The 18,351-nt window shown below is 71.4% G+C and carries 21 protein-coding genes and 1 pseudogene; 17 read left to right on the top strand and 5 right to left on the bottom strand.

The window, feature by feature from the left end:
• The first annotated feature begins 42 nt into the window (after positions 1 to 42).
• The 9 genes and pseudogenes from ACIRYZ_RS00590 (at position 43) to ACIRYZ_RS00550 (ending at position 4,775) form a co-directional block, all read left to right on the top strand.
• Positions 43 to 1,236: a hypothetical protein gene (locus ACIRYZ_RS00590; protein WP_402937717.1), complete on the top strand. Its 1,194-nt coding sequence runs from the start codon at positions 43 to 45 to the stop codon at positions 1,234 to 1,236.
• Complete coding sequence (locus ACIRYZ_RS00585) at positions 1,226 to 2,599, top strand: toll/interleukin-1 receptor domain-containing protein (protein WP_402937714.1); 1,374 nt, start codon at positions 1,226 to 1,228, stop codon at positions 2,597 to 2,599. Before ACIRYZ_RS00590 ends, ACIRYZ_RS00585 begins: the two co-directional genes overlap by 11 nt.
• Positions 2,600 to 2,651: 52 nt before the next feature.
• Complete coding sequence (locus ACIRYZ_RS00580; protein ID WP_402938543.1) at positions 2,652 to 2,804, top strand: thiamine biosynthesis protein ThiC; 153 nt, start codon at positions 2,652 to 2,654, stop codon at positions 2,802 to 2,804.
• Between the two features lie 115 nt (positions 2,805 to 2,919).
• On the top strand, positions 2,920 to 3,150 hold the full coding sequence (locus ACIRYZ_RS00575) for a FitA-like ribbon-helix-helix domain-containing protein (protein WP_033348302.1): 231 nt from the start codon (positions 2,920 to 2,922) through the stop codon (positions 3,148 to 3,150).
• A complete protein-coding gene (locus ACIRYZ_RS00570; RefSeq protein ID WP_402937711.1) occupies positions 3,147 to 3,554 on the top strand; it encodes a type II toxin-antitoxin system VapC family toxin in 408 nt (135 codons plus the stop codon). The genes ACIRYZ_RS00575 and ACIRYZ_RS00570 overlap by 4 nt, the downstream gene beginning before the upstream one ends.
• 33 nt (positions 3,555 to 3,587) lie before the next feature.
• Positions 3,588 to 3,779: pseudogene (locus tag ACIRYZ_RS00565) on the top strand (hypothetical protein); the annotation flags it as partial.
• Between the two features lie 136 nt (positions 3,780 to 3,915).
• Positions 3,916 to 4,137: a type II toxin-antitoxin system VapB family antitoxin gene (locus tag ACIRYZ_RS00560; RefSeq protein WP_402937709.1), complete on the top strand. Its 222-nt coding sequence runs from the start codon at positions 3,916 to 3,918 to the stop codon at positions 4,135 to 4,137.
• The gene (locus tag ACIRYZ_RS00555) at positions 4,134 to 4,553 is read left to right on the top strand and encodes a PIN domain-containing protein (protein WP_402937706.1); all 420 of its coding nucleotides are present in this window, start codon (positions 4,134 to 4,136) and stop codon (positions 4,551 to 4,553) included. Before ACIRYZ_RS00560 ends, ACIRYZ_RS00555 begins: the two co-directional genes overlap by 4 nt.
• 42 nt (positions 4,554 to 4,595) lie before the next feature.
• Positions 4,596 to 4,775: a thiamine biosynthesis protein ThiC gene (locus ACIRYZ_RS00550; protein ID WP_402937704.1), complete on the top strand. Its 180-nt coding sequence runs from the start codon at positions 4,596 to 4,598 to the stop codon at positions 4,773 to 4,775.
• A gap of 80 nt (positions 4,776 to 4,855) precedes the next feature.
• On the opposite strand, the gene ACIRYZ_RS00545 is transcribed toward ACIRYZ_RS00550, so the two are convergent.
• A complete protein-coding gene (locus ACIRYZ_RS00545) occupies positions 4,856 to 5,242 on the bottom strand; it encodes a VOC family protein (RefSeq protein WP_380608927.1) in 387 nt (128 codons plus the stop codon).
• A gap of 135 nt (positions 5,243 to 5,377) precedes the next feature.
• Between ACIRYZ_RS00545 and ACIRYZ_RS00540 the strand changes: the two genes are divergently transcribed.
• Positions 5,378 to 6,265, top strand: a complete 888-nt coding sequence (locus tag ACIRYZ_RS00540) for a LysR family transcriptional regulator (RefSeq protein ID WP_402937701.1) — start codon at positions 5,378 to 5,380, stop codon at positions 6,263 to 6,265.
• Between the two features lie 59 nt (positions 6,266 to 6,324).
• On the opposite strand, the gene ACIRYZ_RS00535 is transcribed toward ACIRYZ_RS00540, so the two are convergent.
• Complete coding sequence (locus ACIRYZ_RS00535; protein WP_402937698.1) at positions 6,325 to 7,161, bottom strand: helix-turn-helix domain-containing protein; 837 nt, start codon at positions 7,159 to 7,161, stop codon at positions 6,325 to 6,327.
• A gap of 101 nt (positions 7,162 to 7,262) precedes the next feature.
• Between ACIRYZ_RS00535 and ACIRYZ_RS00530 the strand changes: the two genes are divergently transcribed.
• Both ACIRYZ_RS00530 and ACIRYZ_RS00525 read left to right on the top strand, forming a co-directional pair.
• Positions 7,263 to 7,859 (top strand): NADPH-dependent FMN reductase, encoded by a 597-nt coding sequence (locus tag ACIRYZ_RS00530; protein ID WP_402937696.1) that lies wholly within the window; start codon positions 7,263 to 7,265, stop codon positions 7,857 to 7,859.
• A gap of 13 nt (positions 7,860 to 7,872) precedes the next feature.
• On the top strand, positions 7,873 to 8,841 hold the full coding sequence (locus ACIRYZ_RS00525) for an aldo/keto reductase (RefSeq protein WP_402937694.1): 969 nt from the start codon (positions 7,873 to 7,875) through the stop codon (positions 8,839 to 8,841).
• A gap of 56 nt (positions 8,842 to 8,897) precedes the next feature.
• On the opposite strand, the gene ACIRYZ_RS00520 is transcribed toward ACIRYZ_RS00525, so the two are convergent.
• The 3 genes from ACIRYZ_RS00520 to ACIRYZ_RS00510 all read right to left on the bottom strand — a co-directional run bounded on the left by ACIRYZ_RS00520 (position 8,898) and on the right by ACIRYZ_RS00510 (position 12,607).
• Positions 8,898 to 9,716 carry a hypothetical protein gene (locus tag ACIRYZ_RS00520; RefSeq protein WP_402937691.1) on the bottom strand — a complete coding sequence of 273 codons (819 nt, stop codon included), beginning with the start codon at positions 9,714 to 9,716 and terminating at the stop codon, positions 8,898 to 8,900.
• 263 nt (positions 9,717 to 9,979) lie between these two features.
• Complete coding sequence (locus tag ACIRYZ_RS00515; protein WP_402937688.1) at positions 9,980 to 11,290, bottom strand: metallophosphoesterase; 1,311 nt, start codon at positions 11,288 to 11,290, stop codon at positions 9,980 to 9,982.
• A gap of 159 nt (positions 11,291 to 11,449) precedes the next feature.
• Complete coding sequence (locus tag ACIRYZ_RS00510; RefSeq protein ID WP_402937685.1) at positions 11,450 to 12,607, bottom strand: LacI family DNA-binding transcriptional regulator; 1,158 nt, start codon at positions 12,605 to 12,607, stop codon at positions 11,450 to 11,452.
• 336 nt (positions 12,608 to 12,943) lie between these two features.
• On the opposite strand from ACIRYZ_RS00510, the gene hisC reads away from it, so the two are divergent.
• The 5 genes from hisC (at position 12,944) to ACIRYZ_RS00485 (ending at position 18,329) form a co-directional block, all read left to right on the top strand.
• Positions 12,944 to 14,029, top strand: coding sequence for a histidinol-phosphate transaminase (gene hisC / locus ACIRYZ_RS00505; RefSeq protein ID WP_402937682.1), 1,086 nt, complete (start codon positions 12,944 to 12,946; stop codon positions 14,027 to 14,029).
• Between the two features lie 278 nt (positions 14,030 to 14,307).
• Positions 14,308 to 15,726, top strand: coding sequence for an efflux RND transporter periplasmic adaptor subunit (locus ACIRYZ_RS00500; protein WP_402937679.1), 1,419 nt, complete (start codon positions 14,308 to 14,310; stop codon positions 15,724 to 15,726).
• A 2-nt stretch (positions 15,727 to 15,728) separates the two neighbouring features.
• On the top strand, positions 15,729 to 16,532 hold the full coding sequence (locus tag ACIRYZ_RS00495; RefSeq protein ID WP_402937676.1) for an ABC transporter ATP-binding protein: 804 nt from the start codon (positions 15,729 to 15,731) through the stop codon (positions 16,530 to 16,532).
• Positions 16,529 to 17,740, top strand: coding sequence for an ABC transporter permease (locus tag ACIRYZ_RS00490; RefSeq protein WP_402937673.1), 1,212 nt, complete (start codon positions 16,529 to 16,531; stop codon positions 17,738 to 17,740). The genes ACIRYZ_RS00495 and ACIRYZ_RS00490 overlap by 4 nt, the downstream gene beginning before the upstream one ends.
• A 13-nt stretch (positions 17,741 to 17,753) precedes the next feature.
• The gene (locus ACIRYZ_RS00485) at positions 17,754 to 18,329 is read left to right on the top strand and encodes a hypothetical protein (protein WP_402937670.1); all 576 of its coding nucleotides are present in this window, start codon (positions 17,754 to 17,756) and stop codon (positions 18,327 to 18,329) included.
• The last annotated feature ends 22 nt before the right edge of the window (positions 18,330 to 18,351 follow it).

Here is an 18,351-nt window from a genome sequence, read left to right as displayed (position 1 = left end):
TCTCTGCCATGCTGTGGACCGAGCGTGAAGAGCCGTTGGACCATGCCGGACGTACTGACCATGCGCCAGGCATTGGGGGAGGAGGCCGATTCCTTGGCGGGCGGGACTACGCGTGGTGAGGGTTTATCAGGACCGGTTGCGCGGTTGAGAAGGCCTGTCGTGGCGGTCGTGGGGAGCACCCCCTCGGGGAGTGCCGAGTCGGCTGATGGCGGTGTTTCGGTCGCGCGGGCCGCCGAGGAGATCGGGGCCGCCCTCGCCGTGCAGGGGTGCGACCTGATGGTCTATTCGAGCTCGCCCGCGTTCCTGGAACATCATGTTGTCACGGGGTACCTCGCGGGGGCGCCGGTCGCTGCCCGGTCCATCCGGGTGCGGCCGCCGTTCGACCGTCCATGTATCGACTTCGCTGAAATGGAGCAGCACGAGAAGGCCTTCGAGGTCCGCCATGAGGCCGGGGAGGACTGGGAGGTCGCCTTCTACCGATCGCTCAGCGAGGTGCAGGGGATTGTCCTGATAGGTGGTGGCCGGACCACCCTGGTCACCGCGATGGTTGGACTGGCCTTCGAGATACCGCTGGCACCGGTCGCGGCCTTCGGCGGTGGCGCGCGGAAGGCATGGGAGACGCTTGGCAGAGTCCGCAACCAGGCTACGGAGGAAGAGATCTCCGATCTCGGGGCCGGTTGGCGGCCCGGCTCCGGGCAGCGGGTGGTGGGAATCCTGCTGGAACAGCACCGCCGTCGGCTGGCGCAACAGCGGCAGCGGGAGGAGGGCCGTCGGTCGAAGGCGCGGCACGCGGCTCTCGGTCTGCTGGTTGGCACGGTAATGCTGCTGGGCGCCCTGGCGACGATCCCCCTCACCTATGCCACCACCGCGAGCGCCTCGCTGAACCTGACCGCGCTCATCCTGGGCTCTTTGCTGGCGGCCACCTCCGGCGCGATCACCAGGACTTCGGTCGACCGGGGCGGGGACTGGTACCGGGCCTCCGCCCTCGGCCTGGCCGCCGGCGCGGTGGCCTTCCTGCTGTTCGTGACGGCGCAGTTGGCGACGTCGCCGGACATCCTGGTCGGATCCGGCGCAAGACGGCTCCTGTTCTTCGTGGTCTCCGTCGGTTTCATCGCGGGATTCACCTCCGACGCGGTCTACGCCAAGCTGCGGCAGCAGGACGTCCTGGACATGTCCGGACTGAACGCGGCCGTGACCGCCACGGCGACGACGGAGGAGGAATCGGATGGGCACTGACCGTGCGCTCTCAGAGCGGCCGACCGTCTTCCTCAGCCATCGTTACCGCTCCGGCGACATCAACCTCTTCTTCTGGCGCATCATCAGCGCAGTCCAGGAAGTGGCATTCCGGGTCGACGAGGGCGTGCTGTTCACCAGCGTCACCCGACTCGAGCGGCTGATCCGCGATGCCGATGGCTTTGTCGGCGTCTATCCGCTTCCCGGGGATCCCCAGGAGTCCTGGGACCTGGCGGCCTTACGCCAGGAGGCCCGTTACTTCCTGCTGGAACTTGGCATCGCCATCCGCGCCCAACGGCCGGCAATCGTCTTCTGCGACCATCGCTATCGGCGTCTGATGCAGTCCCCGCCGAGTGTCATGGTGATCGAGTACGACCCGCAGGAGATCTCGGACGCCCCGGACTCGGCGCTGGTCGCCAGGGTCAGCAGGGCCTATCGGGCCTTCGTCGAACGGCTGAGCCTCGCGATGGACATCAGGAGGAAGACGCGAGCCCACCAGGCCGGAAGGGTGGGTCTGCTGCTCTCGCGTGAGTACCAGCCGGAGGTCCGTGAAGCCCTGGAGCAGGTGCTGAACGATACGGCATGGGACCCGGCGCCGCTGCCCTGGCCGCCAAGGCTCGACCCGGAACTGATGGCCCGGCTGCGTAGGCTCGATTGGGCGATCCTGGCCCTGGACGATCCGGCGGCGCAGATGGCTGCGGGGTTCATCCTCGGGCACGGGGTCCCGCTGCTGCCGCTGCTCCGTGAGCAGAACGGCCCTCAGGCCGAGATCGCCGAACAGGTGCTGTTCGGGGGATCGGAGGTGGGGCATCGCAAGGCGATGCTCCGTTGGGAATCCGAGGCCGATCTGGTGTCGGCATTCCGCACCCACCTGAAGGTGATCGGTCAGCAACCGGGCTACATCCGGGACGTCGGCCAGGCAACCGAGTACTTCGCGTCGGCCAGTAGGCGCAAGGAGCAGGTCTTCCTCAGTTACGCACGCGAGGACAGCGAGGTGGCGGCGAAGTTCAGCACTCTGCTGCGCGGCTCGTTCCAGAAGGTGTTCGACTATCGAGTGAAGGGCACGATTCGAGCCGGCACGAACTGGATGGCCGAACTCTCTGACGGGCTCTCCACCAGCGCGGTCGGGGTGCTCCTGTTCTCGTCCAGCTACTGGCAGAGCAAGTGGTGCCAGATGGAGGCGGACCGGCTCTACCGGGCACACGTCGAAGACCGCGTCCGACTGCTTCCGGTCTGTCTGGAACGAACCGCGCTGCTGGAGCCCTTCAGCGGGCTCCAGTACCGGGCGTTGTACCAGTCGAGCCCGGAGGAGATCGTCGCGGAGTTCGTGCGTGAACTCCAGCTCACCGAGCCGACGTCGGGATGAGGCGGCCCGGGATCGACCGGTGTTCGTGCTGTCTTTGCCGAAGTTCTGCTCGATGAAGATCTCCCAGAAGATCCGCGACGAGCACGGCGACGGCTCCAGCGCAGTGCAGAGCGACTTCGACGCCGAGGCGCTGGCCGGTATGCAGGCCAAGTCCGAGGAGTTCGCGGCCCAGGGAAATCGCGTTTACCTGCGACTGGCCGACTGACGCTCCTGCCCATGGGCGAGCCCTCTTCCGGATGCCGGGAGAGGGCTCGCCGCTTGAACCGGTACCGACCGGCTTGACATCTGCATTTTGCAGCTACTGATGCTAGAGTGCAGATATGACAGCGCTCACCATCCGGGATGTCCCGGACGATCAGATCCAGACCCTGAAGGTCCGCGCAGCCCAGGCTGGCAAGTCGCTCCAGGCGTTCATGCAAGACCTGATCGCAAGGGAAGCGTCCAAGCCGACGATGGCGGAGATGATGGAGCGGCTGAACCGGGAGACCACCGCCCGCGTCAGCGCCACCGACATCGTCGCTGCCATCGACGAGGGACGAGCCGGGCGTTGATCGTTATCGACTGTTCCGCTCTGGTCCTGGTCCTCACGGCCCACAGTCCCGACGGAGAACTCATCCGGAGCCGTGTGGCCGAGGCGGGGGACGTCTACGCTCCCACCCTCCTGGACTACGAGATCCAGTCGGCCTTGCTCGGCATGCAGCGTGGCGGCAAGCTGACCGAGAGGGAGGCGGAAAGGGCGGTTGTCGCCTACCGGATGCTTCCCATCGCCAAACGGGAGACGCTGCCGTTCTGGGACAGAGTGAAGAAGCTGCACGCCAACCTCAGCGCCTACGACGCCCAGTACGTCGTCCTGGCGGAAGCCCTCGGCGTACCGCTGATCACCAGCGACGCGAGGATCAAGCGCAGCGGGGCGGCAAAGTGCGACATCGAGGTCTTCGCTTCGGTTCGCCCTTAGCCGGCGCAGCGCGTCCCGGTGGTGCCTTCGTTGAAGTTCTGTTCGATGAAGATCTCCCGGAAGATCCGCGACGAGCACGATGGGGGCACCTCCCGGCCGAAGGCTGGGGGAGGGGCGACGGCCGTCTCCAGCGAGTTCGACGCCGAGGCTCTGGCCGGCATGGCCGAGAAGTCGGCCGAGTTCGCGGCCCAGGGCAGCCGGGTCTACCTCCCGCTGGCCGACTGAGTACGGCTGCGACCTGACGGGCGCCGCTCCCGGAGACTGACCTCCGGGGGCGGCGCCCGCTGCCTTTCCGGCTCGATCTCGGTCGGCTCGCTGCTATATTCAAGGGTGTTGTTGGTCTTATATATCGGAGGCATGCATGAGCGTGACGACCATCGACCTGGACGATGACGCCCTGGCGAAGGCTCTGCGTTTCTCCGGAGGCGCGACCAAGAAGGACGTGGTGAACACCGCCCTCCGCGAGTACGCCGAGAGACACGAGCGTGCTGCCCGACGTGCTCGGCACATGCAGGCTGCCCAGGAGTGGGACTACGAGGGCTGGCAGCAGCTCCATGACGCCGAGAAGCGGGGAACGGAGTGATCCGGTACCTCGCGGACTCCACTGCCGTATGGCGCCTGCTTCGCGAGCGGCACCTGAACGATGCGTGGGGGGAGGACATCGACCTGCGCGTGATCGGGTCCTGCGCTCCCCAGCGCACCGAATTCCGGCGTTCCGCCCGCAACCTCGTCCATTACGAGCAGATGGGCGAGATGTTCGCCGATCTGTACCCCGACGTGCCCCTGCCGAAGAACACGTGGGGCTGGATCGAGTCCGCCCAGTTCCGGCTCGCCCAGAGCGGTGGAGCTGTCCGGGCGCTGTCCACCGTCGATCTGATGATCTGCGCCACGGCGGCTCACCACGGGTTGATCGTTCTGCACGACGACAACGACTTCGTCACCGCTGCCGGGGTGCTGACCGACGTTCTTCAACGCAGCGTCCGCGACGCTCCGCGCTAGGCATCCGCTCGACGTGTGGTGCTTGTTTTCATGTTCTGCTCGATGAAGATCTCCGAGAGGATCCGCGACGAGCACGATGGGGGCACCTCCCGGCCGAAGGCTGGGGGAGGCTCGACGGCCGTCTCCAGCGAGTTCGACGCCGACGCCGAGGCCGGCATGCAGGCCATGTCCGAGGAGTTCAAGGCCCAGGGCAGCCGGGTCTACCTCCCGCTGGCCGACTGACGCCGCCGATCCGATCCGTCGGGCGCTGTCCCGGCCCTCCCCTGTGGGGCCGGGACAGCGCCTTTTCCGGTGGTGGCCGTTCAGCTGGTGGCGTCCTGGGGGTACCAGCGGAGTTCGACGGTGTTGCCGTCCGGGTCCTGGACGTAGAGGGAGGTGGCGGTGCCGCGGGCGCCGTAGCGGGGGCCGGGGCCGTCGAGGACGGTGAAGACGCCGGAGTCGACGACCTCCTGCCAGTCGAGGGGCTCGACGGTGAGGCAGATGTGGTCGACGTTGGACTCGTGCCGGGGGCGGTGGAACAGGTCGATGATGGTCTCGGGGGTGACCCGGACGGACGGGAACGAGACCTTGCCGGCCCGCCACTCGTCGACCCGGACCGGCTCCAGGCCGAGGAGTCCGGTGTAGAAGGCGAGGGATCGCTCGATGTCGGCGACGTTGAGGACCAGGTGGTCGAGGGCGACGACGCGCATGGTGATCGGCTCCGGTGCGGTGGGTTCGCTGGTGACGGGTTCAACGATCCTCCGTGCGGAGGAGATCATCAATGCCGGATCGCCGTACGATCGTTGAGCCGGACTAAACGGTTCGGGCTCGACGGCGGGGGAGACATGCTGGAGCGGCTGGAGATCGAGGTCTTCCTCGCGCTGACCGAGGAACTGCACTTCGGCCGGACCGCCGAGCGGCTGCGCCTCACCACCGGGCGGGTCAGCCAGGTGGTCAAGACCCTGGAGCGCCGGGTCGGCGGCCCGCTGTTCGAGCGCACCAGCCGGTCCGTCCGGCTCACCCCGGTCGGGCGGCAGCTGGCCGAGGACCTCGCTCCGGTGGTGGCCGCGCTGGAGGAGGCGCTGCGCCGGGCGGTGGACGCCAGCCGGGGGGTGACCGGCGAGCTGCGGGTCGCGTTCCTCGGGGAGTGGACGGCGCCGGTACTGCTCAGGGCGGTGGCGCTGTTCGGCGAGCGCCACCCCGACTGCCGGGTGGACGTCCGGGAGGTCCAGCTCTCCAACTCCCGTTCCAGTCTGGAGGACGGCTCGATCGACATCCTGGTCGCCTCCTACCCCTTCGACGGCATGACCCTCGGCCCGGTCCTGCTCACCGAGCGGCGCGCCCTGGCGGTCCCGGCCGGGCACCCGCTGGCCGCGGAGGCCTCGGTGTCGCTCGAAGTGCTCGCCGACCACCCGGTGGTGCAGTACCCGGCGGTGACCTCGATCGGCTTCAAGCGCGACCGCACCCCCGACCGCACCCCGTCCGGCCGCCCCGTCCCCAAGGGCCCGTCCGGCGGGACCTTCTCCGAGATGCTCAGCCTGGTCGCCATGGGCCGGGGCGTCCTCCCGGTCGGCGAGCACTGCCGCCAGTACTACCCGCGCCCCGATCTCGCCTACGTCCCGATCCACGACGCCCCGCCGATCGAACGCGGCCTGATCTGGCGGACGGGCAACACCACCGCGCGGGTCCGCGAGTTCGCCCGGGCCGCGGCCGAGGTGGGCGTCGGGGGGTAGCGGGGCGTCCGCAGCCGGGGTGAACCGTCTCCCCCTGGCGGGGGATCCCGGCTCGGGCGTCAGGAGATGGCGCGCAGGCGGGTCGGGGCCGGCCGGGTCAACCGGTCGAGGTGGGCGGCGGTTTCGGGGTCGGCGGGGAGGAGGACCAGGAGCTGTTGGGCGTCGGCGGGGAACTCCAGGACCTCGCGGTGGAGCCGGAGTTCGGGGCCGGCCGGGTGGTGGATGCGCAACGGGCCGCGGCGGGGGACGAGTTGGTTGCCCAGGCGGCGGGTGAACTCGGGGCCGGCGGCGGGGGCGAGTTCGGTGCTGAGCCACTCGGAGCTCTCGGCGGAGGGGCCGAGCCAGAGGTCGAAGGCCTGCTCGTCGGCGATGTCGTCCCAGTCGGCGAAGAGGGCGCGGGCGCGGGGGTCGGTGAAGACGTAGCGGGTGAGGTTGGGGGCGGGGTGGTCGAGGAGGCCGGCGGCGCCGAGGACGGCGGCGTAGCCGGGCGTGTGGGCGAGGACGTCGCCGAGGCGGTTGGTGACGGCGGCGATGCCCGGTTCGAGCAGCCGGAGGGTGTCGCGGACGGTGGGGCGGACCTCGCGGGAGGGCGGGGCCGGGCGGACGTGGTTGGGGCAGGCGCCGCCGGTGATCTTCGTGAGGTAGCGCAGGTGGGTGCGCTCGGCGGGGGCGAGGCTGAGGGCGTCGGCGAGGGCGTTGACCACGGCGGTGGAGGGGTTGCGGTCGCGGCCCTGTTCCATCCGGGTGAGGTACTCGACGCTGATGCCCGCGCGGATCGCGAGGTCGGCGCGGCGCAGTCCGGGTGAGCGGCGGCGGCCGTGGTCGGGCAGGCCGAGTGTCTCGGGCTGGATGCTGTCGCGCTTGGCGCGGATGAAGTCCCCCAGTGGTGTGCCCATGTGATGATCGTACGGACCAGGTCGGTGCGGAGGGTGGCCCTGCGAGGGCCAGCCTGGGCACGGTCTGGCTGCGTCTGCGGGGCGGGCCGAGAGTGGTGGCCATGGAGAAGAACACGCACAAGTTGGTCGTCCTGGTCGGCAGTGTCAGGGAGGGCCGGTTCGGCCCGGTGGTGTCCGCGTGGGTGGCCGAACAGGCCGCCGCGCACGGCGGGTTCGAGGTCGAGGTGGTCGATCTGGCAGAGGTGGACGTACCGCTGGCCCTGCCCGCCGCCTCACCGAAGTTCGCGGGCGCCGACTACCCTCGCCCGGCCGGGATGGCGAAGCTGACCGAGGCCCTGGAGGGCGCGGACGCCGTCCTGATCGTCACCCCCGAGTACAACCACAGCTACCCCGCCTCGCTGAAGGCCGCCATCGACTGGCACTTCACCCAGTGGACGGCCAAGCCGGTCGCCTTCGTGAGCTACGGCGGAGCAGCCGGCGGCCGGCACGCGGTGCTGCACCTGGAGAACGTGCTGACCGAGCTGCGCGCGGTGACCGTTCGGGACGGCCTGGCCTTCCCGAACTACTTCACCGCCTGGTCGGACGGCCGCCCGGACGACCCGCAGGCGGCCGGCTACGCCAGGGCCATGCTCGACCAACTGTCCTGGTGGGCAGGCGCGTTGAAGAACGCCCGGGCCGCCGCCCCGTACCCGGCCTGAGAAGGGGACGACGATGGAGTACGTGAAGCTCGGCGGCACCGAGCTGGAGGTCAGCCGGATCGCGCTCGGCTGCATGGGCTTCGGCGGCAGCGGCCGCGGGCACAACCCCTGGGCGCTGGACGAGGAGGCGGCCGCGCCGGTCTTCCGGCGGGCGGTGGAGCTCGGCATCACCTTCTGGGACACCGCCAACGTGTACGGCGGCGGCGCCTCCGAGGAGCTGGTGGGTCGCGCGGTGCGGCGGTACACCCGGCGCGAGGACGTCGTCCTGGCGACCAAGGCGGGCCTGCCGATGCACGACGGACCGGGCGGCTCGGGGCTGTCCCGGCGGGCGATCCTGGAGCAGGTCGACGGTTCGCTGGCCCGGCTCGGCACCGACCACCTGGACCTCTTCCAGCTGCACCGCTTCGACCCGGCGACCCCGGTCGAGGAGACCGTGGCGGCGCTGCGCGAGGTGGTGGCGGCCGGGAAGGTCCGGTACGTCGGGGCGTCCTCGATGTGGGCGTGGCGTTTCGCGAAGCTGCGGCACGCCGCGGCCCGGGACGGCGGCCCGGCCTTCGTGTCGATGCAGCACCAGTACAGCCTGGTGCAGCGCGAGGAGGAGCGGGAGATGTTCCCGCTGCTCGCCGACCAGGGGGTGGGCAGCCTGGTGTGGTGCCCGCTGGCCTCGGGCCGACTGGCCCGCCCGTACGGGCAGTCGACGGCCCGCTCGGCCGGGGACCAGGTGGCCGGGCGGTTCTTCGCGGACGTCGACCGGCCGATCGTGGACGCCGTGCAGTCCGTCGCCGAGGCCCGCGGGGTGCCGATGGCGCGGGTCGCGCTGGCCTGGGTGCTGGGCAATCCGGTGGTCACCGCCCCGATCGTCGGCGCCACCCGCCCGGGCCACCTCGACGACGCGGTGGCCGCGTTGGACGTCCGGCTGACCGGGGCGGAGGTGACGGCGCTGGAGGCGCCGTACACGCCCCGGCTGCCGACCGGCTTCTGAGCTTCTGAGCCGACCTGCCGAGCGGTCCCGGGGTGCGCCCGGTTTCCCGGGCGGGCTCAGCCCACGTCGTCCGGTCCGGTGAAGTCCGGCGAGCTGTAGCCGGGGCCGGTGAAGTCGGGCGGGGTGAAGGCGGCGGGCCGGGAGGCGCGGCCGTCGGGGCCGGTGAAGTCGGGCGGGGTGTAGCCGGGGCTGCTGAAGTCGGGGCTGCTGAAGCCGGGTGCGGGTCGGCCGGGGACGGCGGGCAGCTGGGTGTGCAGGTAGGGCAGCAGTCCGCGCTCGCGCAGGGCGGTGCGCCACTCGTTGCGGGCGGCGGCGAGTTCGGCGGCCAGCTCCCGGTCGGTGCCCGCCGGGACGGCGGCGGCGCCGTCGCGTATGGCGGTGAGGAGCAGCCCGATGATGCCGACGGCCATCGCGGCGACTCCGGCGGCGAGCGCCACCCAGCCGGCGGTGACCAGGGAGGGGGCGAGGGTGAGCCCGGAGTCGGCGGCGCGCAGCAGGTAGCCGATCAGCAGCAGTGCCAGTGCGGCGGCCCAGGCGAGGATCGGGGTGAGCACGGTGAGGACGGGGAACAGCCCGGCGCCGCCGTTGGCGGAGCGCAGCTGGCTGAGCAGGCCGGGGGCGTACGGTTCGACGCCGTCCGGTGGTGGGGGCGTGGCGCGCAGGTCCTCGCGCAGCGCGGTGTAGTGGCCGTACTCGGTGGCGGCCGCGGCGTTGATGCGGTCGGCGTCGCGCAGCGCGCGGACGCGCAGCTGGTCGGAGGTGAGCGCGCCGGGGGCGCGCAGGGCGGTGAGGACGGTGCGGTCGCGCAGGGCTTCGCCGAGGAGGCGCTCGTACTCCGGGCGGTCCTCGGCGAGCAGCGGCGGGGGGTTGGACATGGGGACCCCGTTCATGCGGACCCCGATCGGCATCGCGGAAGGACGCGCATCGAGGACGCGGGGACCCTCAGGACGCCGAAGCGGGCGCGGAGGCGGGCCGCCGGACGGGCGGCCGGGTTTGGTGTGCCTCATGGTAGGGGCGGGTGCAGCCGTGCTGACAGTCGGTTTCCGGAATTTCGCGCCCCGGGCCGCGCGCGTGCGGCGGCCCGAGCGCCGGGAACAACTGTTCGAGTAGTGGTAGGAGTTGACGACCGGTCGGGTGGTCAGATCGGCAGCCGCGCGACCAGCAGGCGCCCTTCCATGGTGACCCCGCCGTCCATCGCCACCGCCAGGTCGTCCGCGTAGACGTACGGCCCGGGGATGTGCGGCGGCTGCCCGTCGTCCGCGTGCACCGCGCCGGTGAGGTACGGGATCGGGCTGTGCCCGTGCACGATCCGGGTGCCGCCGTAGGTGTCGAGCAGCTCGTGGACGGCCATCGGCCCGGCGTCGCCGCGGAAGGCGAAGCGCTTGGTGAAGCGGCGGAAGCAGTCCCACCACTCGTCCACGCTGCCGTCCGAGAGCAGGCTGTGCACCGCGTCGTTGACGTCGGGGATGGACTCGCCGTACTCCAGGTACGCGGTGGTGTCGGAGTGCAGCAGCAGGTGCCCGTCCTCCAGTGCGACGGCGGGCAGCCGGGAGAGCCAGCTGATGTGGTGGGCCTCCAGCCGGTCCAGGTCGTTCTGCTGGCCGCCGTTGAGTCGCCAGGCGGCGAGGAAGGAGGCGGTGCCGGCGGTGGACTGCACGGGCTCGTCGCCGTACTTGGCGGCGCCGAGGAAGAGCAGTTCGTGATTGCCCATCAGGGCGCGGCAGTAGCCGCCGGCGGCGGCGGCCTCGGCGGCGAGCTGCATGACCAGGTCGATGACGCCGATGCCGTCCGGGCCGCGGTCGGTGAAGTCGCCGAGGAACCAGATCCGGGCCCGGCCGGCCGACCAGTGGCCGTCGGCGTCGATCAGGCCCTGGTGGCGCAGTGCGGCGCGCAGCTCCTCCAGGTAGCCGTGCACGTCGCCGACGACGTAGACCGGGCCCGGCGGCTCGTCGGGGCCGGGGGCCGGGTACGGGTAGGTCGGCGCGGCGGGGTCGGGCAGCGGCGGGCCGAGCTCGATGGTCGGCGGGTCGTCGCGGCCGGGGAGCTGGAGGGCGGGGGAGGGCTGGTCGGGCAGGGTGGGCTCGTAGCCGGCGCGGTCGTCGTAGCCGCTCTCCTGGCTCTCGTAGGCGTCCTGGCCCTCGTAGACGTCCTGGCTCTCGTAGCCGCCGTCGTACTGTCCCTGGTGCGGGAACGCCGGGGCCTGGTCGGTGTTGAGCCCTTGGGCGTGCACGGTGTGGCTGTGTCCCTGGCCGTCCGCGGGCCAGTGCTGCTCCAGGTAGCGGGCGCCGCCGTAGCCGCTGTAGGTCTCCGCGTCGTACGGCGTGCCCTGGTAGCCCGCGGCGGGCTCGGGTTCGTAGTAGGTGCCGTACGGCAGCACGTCGAGGTCCGGCTGGTGGCGGGGGCCTGAGTGGGGGTGCTCAGGTCCGGGGAAGCGGTCCTCGGGTGTCATTCGCCCATCATAGGAAGACCACTCTCCCGCCGTCGTCACCTGGTGGGTATCCAATCCTCCGGAGCGTCAGCCGGGCGGTCCCGCGGGGTCCGTTTTGTCCCGGCTCGGTATGGTCTCGTCAGCGCCTCGACGGGGTTGTCGGCCCGGTTCGAGTGAGGTCTAGACCTCGCCCGGAGGTCGGGGCGGGCTGACGGTGGTGCGCGGACTCCGCCGCTGGGAGGAGGCGCGGACGATCAGCTCGGTGGGCATCAGGGTGCCCGGCGGCGGGCCGTTCCCGGCGGTGCGGAAGCGCGGCGGGAAGAGCCGGGCGATGTCCACGCCCGTCCCGGAGTCGACGCCCTCGATGGCGTCGATGAGGAGGTTGACCACGGTGGTGCCGATCTTGCGCGGCTTGAGCGAGAGTGTCGTGATCGGCGGTTCGGTGGCGGCGTAGACGTCGCTCTCGCTGCAGCAGACCAGCAGCAGGTCGTCCGGCACCCGCAGGCCGTAGCGGCGCGCGGCGGCGAGCAGGTCGGTGCCGTTGGGGTCGAACAGTCCGTAGACGGCGTCCGGCCGGTCCGGGCGGGCGAGCAGCCGGTCGGCGGCCACCGCGCCGGCCGCCGGGTCGTGCGCCGGGTAGGCCTCGTACACCGGCTCCTGGCCGACCTTGGCGCACCAGCCGAGGTAGGCCTCGGTGGAGAGCCGGGTGTAGGTGTCGGTGCTGGTGCCGGTGAGCAGGCCGATCCGGCGGGCACCGGCCTCGGAGAGGTGGTCGAGGATGTCGAGCACGGCGGCCTCGTGGTCGTTGTCGACCCAGGCGGTGACCGGGCAGTTGCCGGGCTTGCCGTCGCTGACCACCGGGACGCCGGACCGGTACAGCTCGCTGACCAGCGGGTCCTGGTCGGGCGGGTCGATCACCACGGTGCCGTCCAGGGCGATGTTGCCCCAGACGTCGTGCCGGGAGGAGGCGGGCAGCACCACCAGCGCGTAGCCGCGGCCCAGGGCGGCGCTGGTGGCGGCGCGGGCCATCTCGGCGAAGTACGCGAACTCGGTGAAGGTGAAGGGTTCTTCGCCGTAGGTCGTGACGGTCAGCCCGATCAGGCCGGACCGTCCGGTGCGCAGGGTGCGGGCGGCCGCCGAGGGGCGGTAGCCGAGGCGCTCGGCGACCTCGCGCACCCGGCTGCGGGTCTCGTCGGGCAGGCGGCCCTTTCCGTTCAGCGCGTCGGAGACGGTGGTGATCGACACTCCGGCGGCTGCTGCCACATCCCGGATGCCGGCCCGCTCCAAACGCCGTGAGGTGGTGGGACGCCGACCGCTCTGGTTGGCTGCTGCTGTCATGGCGGACCGATCGTATGGCTCCTGACAAGGGTCTGTGACCGGCGCATCGGGAGCCTTTGGAGATACGTTTCTCCGCTAGTGAGCCGGGGTGCGCCCCTTCGATACCCGCTCGAAACCAGCCGTCTTACCTCTGACATGTGCCATAGGAACCGGGCAGAATGGCTGATCTGCGCCTGTAACCCGTCCGGGCATCTCACTCCTACGGGTGAGGGCCGGTCGGTATCGTGCAAAGCACCCGACCGGGGTGGTCCGGGCGCGTTCCGAGTACCCGGGGCACGGCGGTGATCCCGACCGTGGCACGGCGGGCGGACCGGAGAGACACGAAGGAGTACGACCGTGAGCAGTGGTACGTCAGCGCAGGGCCCGCGCCTGCGGCCGACCCTGGACGGCATCCCCACCTACAAGCCCGGCAAGCCGGCCGGCGCCGACGCCTACAAGCTGTCCTCGAACGAGAACCCCAACAACCCGCTGCCGGGTGTGCTGGAGGCGGTGGTCGCCGCGGCCGGCTCGTTCAACCGCTACCCCGACATGGGCGTCGGCGAGCTGACCGCGGAGCTGGCCGCGCGCTTCGGCGTGCCCGCCGAGCACATCGCCACCGGCACCGGCTCGGTCGGCGTCGCCCAGTCGCTGATCCTGGCCACGGCCGGCCCGGGCGACGAGGTGATGTTCGCCTGGCGCTCCTTCGAGGCCTACCCGATCATCACCCAGATCGCCGGTGCCACGCCCGTCCCGGTGCCGCTCACCGCGGGCGGCGACCACGACCTGGACGCGATGCTGGCCGCGATCACGCCGAACACCCGGCTGATCTTCGTCTGCAACCCCAACAACCCCACCGGCAACGTGATCCACCGCGCCGAGCTGGAGCGCTTCATCGACGCCGTGCCGAGCGACGTCCTGGTGGTCGTCGACGAGGCGTACATCGAGTTCATCCGCGACCCCGAGGTGCCCAACGGCATCGACCTCTACCGCGACCGCCCGAACGTCTGCGTGCTGCGCACCTTCTCCAAGGCGTACGGCCTGGCGGGCCTGCGGGTCGGCTTCGCGATCGCCCACGAGCCGGTGGCGAACGCGCTGCGCAAGACCGCCGTCCCGTTCGGCGTCAGCCAGCTCGCCCAGGACGCCGCCGTCGCCTCGCTGCGCTCGGAGCAGGCGCTGCTGGAGCGGGTGGAGGCGCTGGTCGAGGAGCGCAACCGGGTGGTGGCCGGGCTGCGCGCCCAGGGCTGGGAGATCCCGGACTCGCAGGCCAACTTCGTCTGGCTCTGGCTCGGCGAGCGCTCGGCGGAGTTCGCCGCGGCCTGCGCCGAGGCCGGCGTGATCGTCCGGCCGTTCCCGGAGGGCGTGCGGGTGTCGATCGGGGAGGCCGAGGGCAACTCGATCTTCCTGGCGGTGGCGGAGGCGTTCCGCAAGGAGATCAACGGCTGAGGTCGGGAGACCGACGGCTGACGATCGCCTGTTCCGCAGGGGCGCACTCCACGGGGTGCGCCCCTGCGGCGTTCCCGGGCCGGCCGTCTGAGGATGCGCTGCCGGATGGCTGGGGAACGCTGGGAGGGCGCTGGGAGTTCGGCCAACGGCTGGCCACGCCCGCGCCAAGGTGCCCGCGCGGGATGGGCGGTTGGTCCGTCATGCCCGGATCCGGCCGGTCAGTCTTCTTCCAGCCCGTGCCCAGGACTCCGCAAGAGCACCCGGTGAAGCTGTCCGCCATGAAGGTGCTCCCACGGCGGCGAGGCGCCGTCCTCGTCAACTCCGCGCTCGGCGTGGCCCTGCTGGGCGGTGCCGCCCTGGTGTACGCCACGGTCGACGGCAGCGGCGGCACGGCTGCGGCCAAGCCCGTCGCCCGTACCGCGACCGTCACCAAGGGGACGGTCCTGGCCACCGTGTCCGGAACCGGCACCCTGGTCTCGCCGACCGACGCGGCCCAGGACTTCACCACCGGCGGGCGGCTCACGGCCGTCAAGGTCGCGGTGGGGGACGCCGTCAAGAAGGGCCAGGTGCTCGCGACCGTCGACACCACGGCGGCCCAACAGCAGGTGGACGCCGCGCAGGTGGCCCTCACCACGGCCAACGCGAACCTCACCAAGGCGCAGGCCGGGGTCACCACGACGACCACCGAGCCGCTGCCCCAGTCCTCCGTTCCCTCGCCCGCCCCCTCGGGCGCGGCTTCGGGCGGTGGCGGCGGTGGCGGTCGCGGGGCGGGCGGGAGCAGTGTGCCCGCCCCGCAGACCACCACCATCACCACCACCAAGGTCGACGACGCGGCCGTCGCCCAGGCCCAGCAGCAGGTCGCCACCGCGCAGACCAACCTCACCAACGCCCAGGCGGCGCTGGCCGGCACCACCCTGACCGCGACGGTGGACGGGACGGTCGCCTCGGTCTCGGCGAAGGTCGGCGACACCGTCGGGGCCGTGTCGTCCTCCGGCTCCTCGTCCTCCTCCGGGGCCAAGTCGACCGGTACGAGCGCCGGTTCCGGCTCCCCCAGCGGCTTCATCGTGCTGACCAACCCGACCGGGATGCAGGTCACCGCCAACTTCTCCGAGCTGGACTCGCTCAAGCTGAAGAAGGGCGAGGCGGCCTCCGTCACCCTGAACGCGCAGTCCGACACCAAGCTCAACGCGACCGTCCTGTCGGTCAGTTCGCTGCCGTCGAGCAGCTCCGGCGGTGCCGCCGGTTCGTCGGCCGTCCAGTACGCGGCCACGCTGCAGCTCAGCGGCGACACCAGCACCCTGCGCACCGGCCTCAGCGCGACCGTCCAGGTGATCACCGGCGAGGCGGACAACGCGCTCTCGCTGCCCACCTCCGCCCTGTCGGGCACCGGAACCTCGCGGACCGCGACCGTGGTGCACACGGACGGCAGCTCCGAGCGGGTCACCGTCGGGGTCGGCGTCGAGGGTGACAGTACCGTGCAGGTCACCTCCGGGCTGACGGAGGGCGACAAGGTCGAACTCCCCACCACCAGCGGCAGCAACGGCTTCCCGAACGCCTCCTTCCCGGGCCTCGGCGGGGCGGGCGGCCGGGGCGGCGCCGGCGGCGCAGGCGGTTTCCCGGGCGGTGGCGGCGGTGGCTTCTCGGGCGGCGGTGGCGGCGGTGGCGGCGCCGGCGGTGGCCGCGGCGGTAAGGGCTGAGCATGCAGCACGTCATCGACAAGCGCGTCCCCGCGCATCCCGTGCCGGTGATCCGGATCAGCCGGCTCACCAAGTCGTACGGGCACGGCGACGCCACCGTGCACGCCCTGCGCGGCCCGGACGACCCGGCGACCGGCGGCCCGATGGGCGTCAGCCTGGACATCGAGCAGGGCGACTACGTCGCGGTGATGGGCAGTTCGGGCTCCGGCAAGTCCACCCTGATGAACATCCTCGGCTGCCTGGACGTCCCGACCGCCGGCCGCTACCTGCTGGACGGCATCGACGTCGGCCACCTCGACGAGCAGCAGCTCTCGCTGGTCCGCAACCGCAAGATCGGTTTCGTCTTCCAGTCCTTCAACCTGGTGCCCCGCACCACCGCCCTCGCCCAGGTCGAGCTGCCGCTCGCCTACGCGGGCGTGCGCGCCGCCGAGCGCCGGCGCCGGGCGATGGCCGCGCTGTCCCTGGTCGGGCTGGGCGAGCGCTCCGGGCACAAGCCCAACCAGCTCTCCGGCGGCCAGCAGCAGCGCGTCGCGGTGGCGCGGGCGCTGGTGACGGCGCCGGCGATGCTGCTCGCCGACGAGCCCACCGGCAACCTGGACAGCCGCTCGACGGAGGACGTGCTGGCCCTGATCGACGGGCTCAACGCCACCGGCCGCACGGTCGTGCTGATCACCCACGAGGACGAGGTCGCGCAGCACGCCAAGCGGGTGCTGCGGCTGGTCGACGGGCAGATCGTGAGCGACGTCCGGCAGGCACCGGTCGACGGGCCGCCGCCCGCCCTGTACGCGGCGGGGGTGATGGCGTGATCCTCTGGCAGACGCTCCGCTTCGCGGTCGGCGGCCTGGCCGCCAACAAGGTGCGCTCGGCGCTCACCATGCTGGGGGTGCTGATCGGTGTCGCCTCGGTGATCCTGCTGCTGGCGGTCGGCAACGGCTCGTCCCAGGCGGTGAAGGACTCGATCACCTCGCTCGGGACCAACTCGCTGACGGTCAGCGCCGGTTCGGCGGCCGGTGGCTCCCGGGCCACCTCGTCGGTGAAGAAGCTGACGGTCACGGACGCCAAGGCCCTGGCGACCGACGCGGACTCCTCAGCGATCAAGTCGGTTGCCCCGGTGGTGACGACGAGCGGGACGGCGCTGTACGGGGACATCTCGTACAGCCCGGGCTCGATCGTGGGCACGTACCCGGCGTACTTCGAGACCTCCAACCAGAAGGTCGCGCGCGGCGAGTACTTCACGGACGACGACGTGCTGGGCTCGCGCAAGGTCGCGGTGCTCGGCGCCACGACGGCCAAGCAGCTGTTCGACACCGAGGACCCGGTCGGGAAGAAGATCGTGCTCGGCGGTACCCCGTTCACGGTGGTGGGCGTGCTCCAGGCCAAGGGCGGCAGCGGCTTCACCGACCCCGACGACGTGGTGATCGCGCCGCTGCCGACCGTGCAGAACGCGTTCACCGGGTTCGGGCCGGTCAACCAGATCCTGGTGCAGGCCTCCTCCGCCGATACGACGTCCGAGGCGCAGGCCGACATCACCCGGGTGCTGCTCGGGACCCACGCGATCACCGACCCGACCAAGGCGGACTTCCGGATCACCAACCAGGCGTCCCTGCTGACCGCCCGGGAGAGCACGACGAAGACCTTCACCGTGCTGCTGGGTGCGGTGGCGGCGATCTCGCTGCTGGTCGGCGGGATCGGGATCACCAACATCATGCTGGTGACGGTGACGGAACGAACGCGTGAGATCGGCATCCGGAAGGCTCTCGGGGCGCCGCGCGCGGTCATCCTGGGGCAGTTCCTGACCGAGTCGACGCTGCTGTCGGTGATCGGCGCGGGGCTGGGCGTGGCGGCCGGGATCGCCGGCTCGCACTTCAGCATCGTCGGCATCAAGCCGGTGGTGATCCCCGAGTCCGTACTCGGCGCGTTCGGCATCGCCGTCGCCATCGGGCTGTTCTTCGGCAGCTACCCCGCCAACCGGGCCGCCTCGCTGCGGCCGATCGACGCCCTTCGGCATGAGTAGGAGCAGTACTTCGATGAATCAGGCCGAGCAGGTTGCGCTCCTTGCCACGCCGCCGGACGCGCGGGACGTCAGTGCGGAGCTGGCGGCACCGCCGAGGCGGAAGCTGCCTTGGCTGAGCCTGGTGCTGGCGGGCGGGGTGATCGCTACCGGGGCTTTCGCCGGTGGGGTTTGGTACCAGCAGGGGCAGGCGCCGAGCGGGAAGTCCTCCTCGCTCAAGGCTGCGGCTGCGGCCGGGCCTGCGGCGGGCGGGTACGGGCAGGGTGGCGGGCGCCGAGGTGGTCAGGGCGGTCAGGGCGGCCAGCCCGGTTTCGCGCGGGGCACCGTCAAGGCCGTGGACGGCAACACCGTGTACCTGACGGACGCCAACGGCAACACCATCAAGGTGACGACGGCGGACTCGACCAAGGTCCAGCTCAACAAGGAGGGCAAGGTCGCCGACCTCCAGCCCGGTCAGAGCGTGACGGTCGTCGGCACGCCGGACTCCAACGGCGGCTACAACGCCAGCCAGCTCGTCGAAGGCGCCGCTGCTGCCGGAGGTTTCGGTGGCGGTGGCTTCGGAGGAGGCAGCCGGAACTCGTCCGGCGGCTAACCCGGAGCCGTCGGACGCCCGC

This window comes from Kitasatospora sp. NPDC101155 (assembly GCF_044768305.1).
Classification (GTDB): domain Bacteria; phylum Actinomycetota; class Actinomycetes; order Streptomycetales; family Streptomycetaceae; genus Kitasatospora.
The sequence above is the reverse complement of the archived record's forward strand: the minus strand, read 5'-3'. Positions and strand labels throughout refer to the sequence as shown.

What these genes read in the sequence shown, in the direction of transcription:
- ACIRYZ_RS00585 (WP_402937714.1), top strand. Translation starts at nt 1,226, where the DNA reads ATGGGCACTGACCGTGCGCTCTCAGAGCGGCCGACCGTCTTCCTCAGC.
- ACIRYZ_RS00520 (WP_402937691.1), bottom strand. Translation starts at nt 9,716, where the DNA reads ATGTCCAACCCCCCGCCGCTGCTCGCCGAGGACCGCCCGGAGTACGAG.
- ACIRYZ_RS00530 (WP_402937696.1), top strand. Translation starts at nt 7,263, where the DNA reads ATGGAGAAGAACACGCACAAGTTGGTCGTCCTGGTCGGCAGTGTCAGG.
- ACIRYZ_RS00500 (WP_402937679.1), top strand. Translation starts at nt 14,308, where the DNA reads ATGAAGGTGCTCCCACGGCGGCGAGGCGCCGTCCTCGTCAACTCCGCG.
- ACIRYZ_RS00510 (WP_402937685.1), bottom strand. Translation starts at nt 12,607, where the DNA reads ATGACAGCAGCAGCCAACCAGAGCGGTCGGCGTCCCACCACCTCACGG.
- ACIRYZ_RS00540 (WP_402937701.1), top strand. Translation starts at nt 5,378, where the DNA reads ATGCTGGAGCGGCTGGAGATCGAGGTCTTCCTCGCGCTGACCGAGGAA.
- ACIRYZ_RS00485 (WP_402937670.1), top strand. Translation starts at nt 17,754, where the DNA reads ATGAATCAGGCCGAGCAGGTTGCGCTCCTTGCCACGCCGCCGGACGCG.
- ACIRYZ_RS00560 (WP_402937709.1), top strand. Translation starts at nt 3,916, where the DNA reads ATGAGCGTGACGACCATCGACCTGGACGATGACGCCCTGGCGAAGGCT.
- ACIRYZ_RS00550 (WP_402937704.1), top strand. Translation starts at nt 4,596, where the DNA reads ATGAAGATCTCCGAGAGGATCCGCGACGAGCACGATGGGGGCACCTCC.
- ACIRYZ_RS00495 (WP_402937676.1), top strand. Translation starts at nt 15,729, where the DNA reads ATGCAGCACGTCATCGACAAGCGCGTCCCCGCGCATCCCGTGCCGGTG.
- ACIRYZ_RS00590 (WP_402937717.1), top strand. Translation starts at nt 43, where the DNA reads ATGCCGGACGTACTGACCATGCGCCAGGCATTGGGGGAGGAGGCCGAT.
- ACIRYZ_RS00575 (WP_033348302.1), top strand. Translation starts at nt 2,920, where the DNA reads ATGACAGCGCTCACCATCCGGGATGTCCCGGACGATCAGATCCAGACC.
- ACIRYZ_RS00545 (WP_380608927.1), bottom strand. Translation starts at nt 5,242, where the DNA reads ATGCGCGTCGTCGCCCTCGACCACCTGGTCCTCAACGTCGCCGACATC.
- ACIRYZ_RS00580 (WP_402938543.1), top strand. Translation starts at nt 2,652, where the DNA reads ATGAAGATCTCCCAGAAGATCCGCGACGAGCACGGCGACGGCTCCAGC.
- ACIRYZ_RS00525 (WP_402937694.1), top strand. Translation starts at nt 7,873, where the DNA reads ATGGAGTACGTGAAGCTCGGCGGCACCGAGCTGGAGGTCAGCCGGATC.
- ACIRYZ_RS00515 (WP_402937688.1), bottom strand. Translation starts at nt 11,290, where the DNA reads ATGACACCCGAGGACCGCTTCCCCGGACCTGAGCACCCCCACTCAGGC.
- ACIRYZ_RS00535 (WP_402937698.1), bottom strand. Translation starts at nt 7,161, where the DNA reads ATGGGCACACCACTGGGGGACTTCATCCGCGCCAAGCGCGACAGCATC.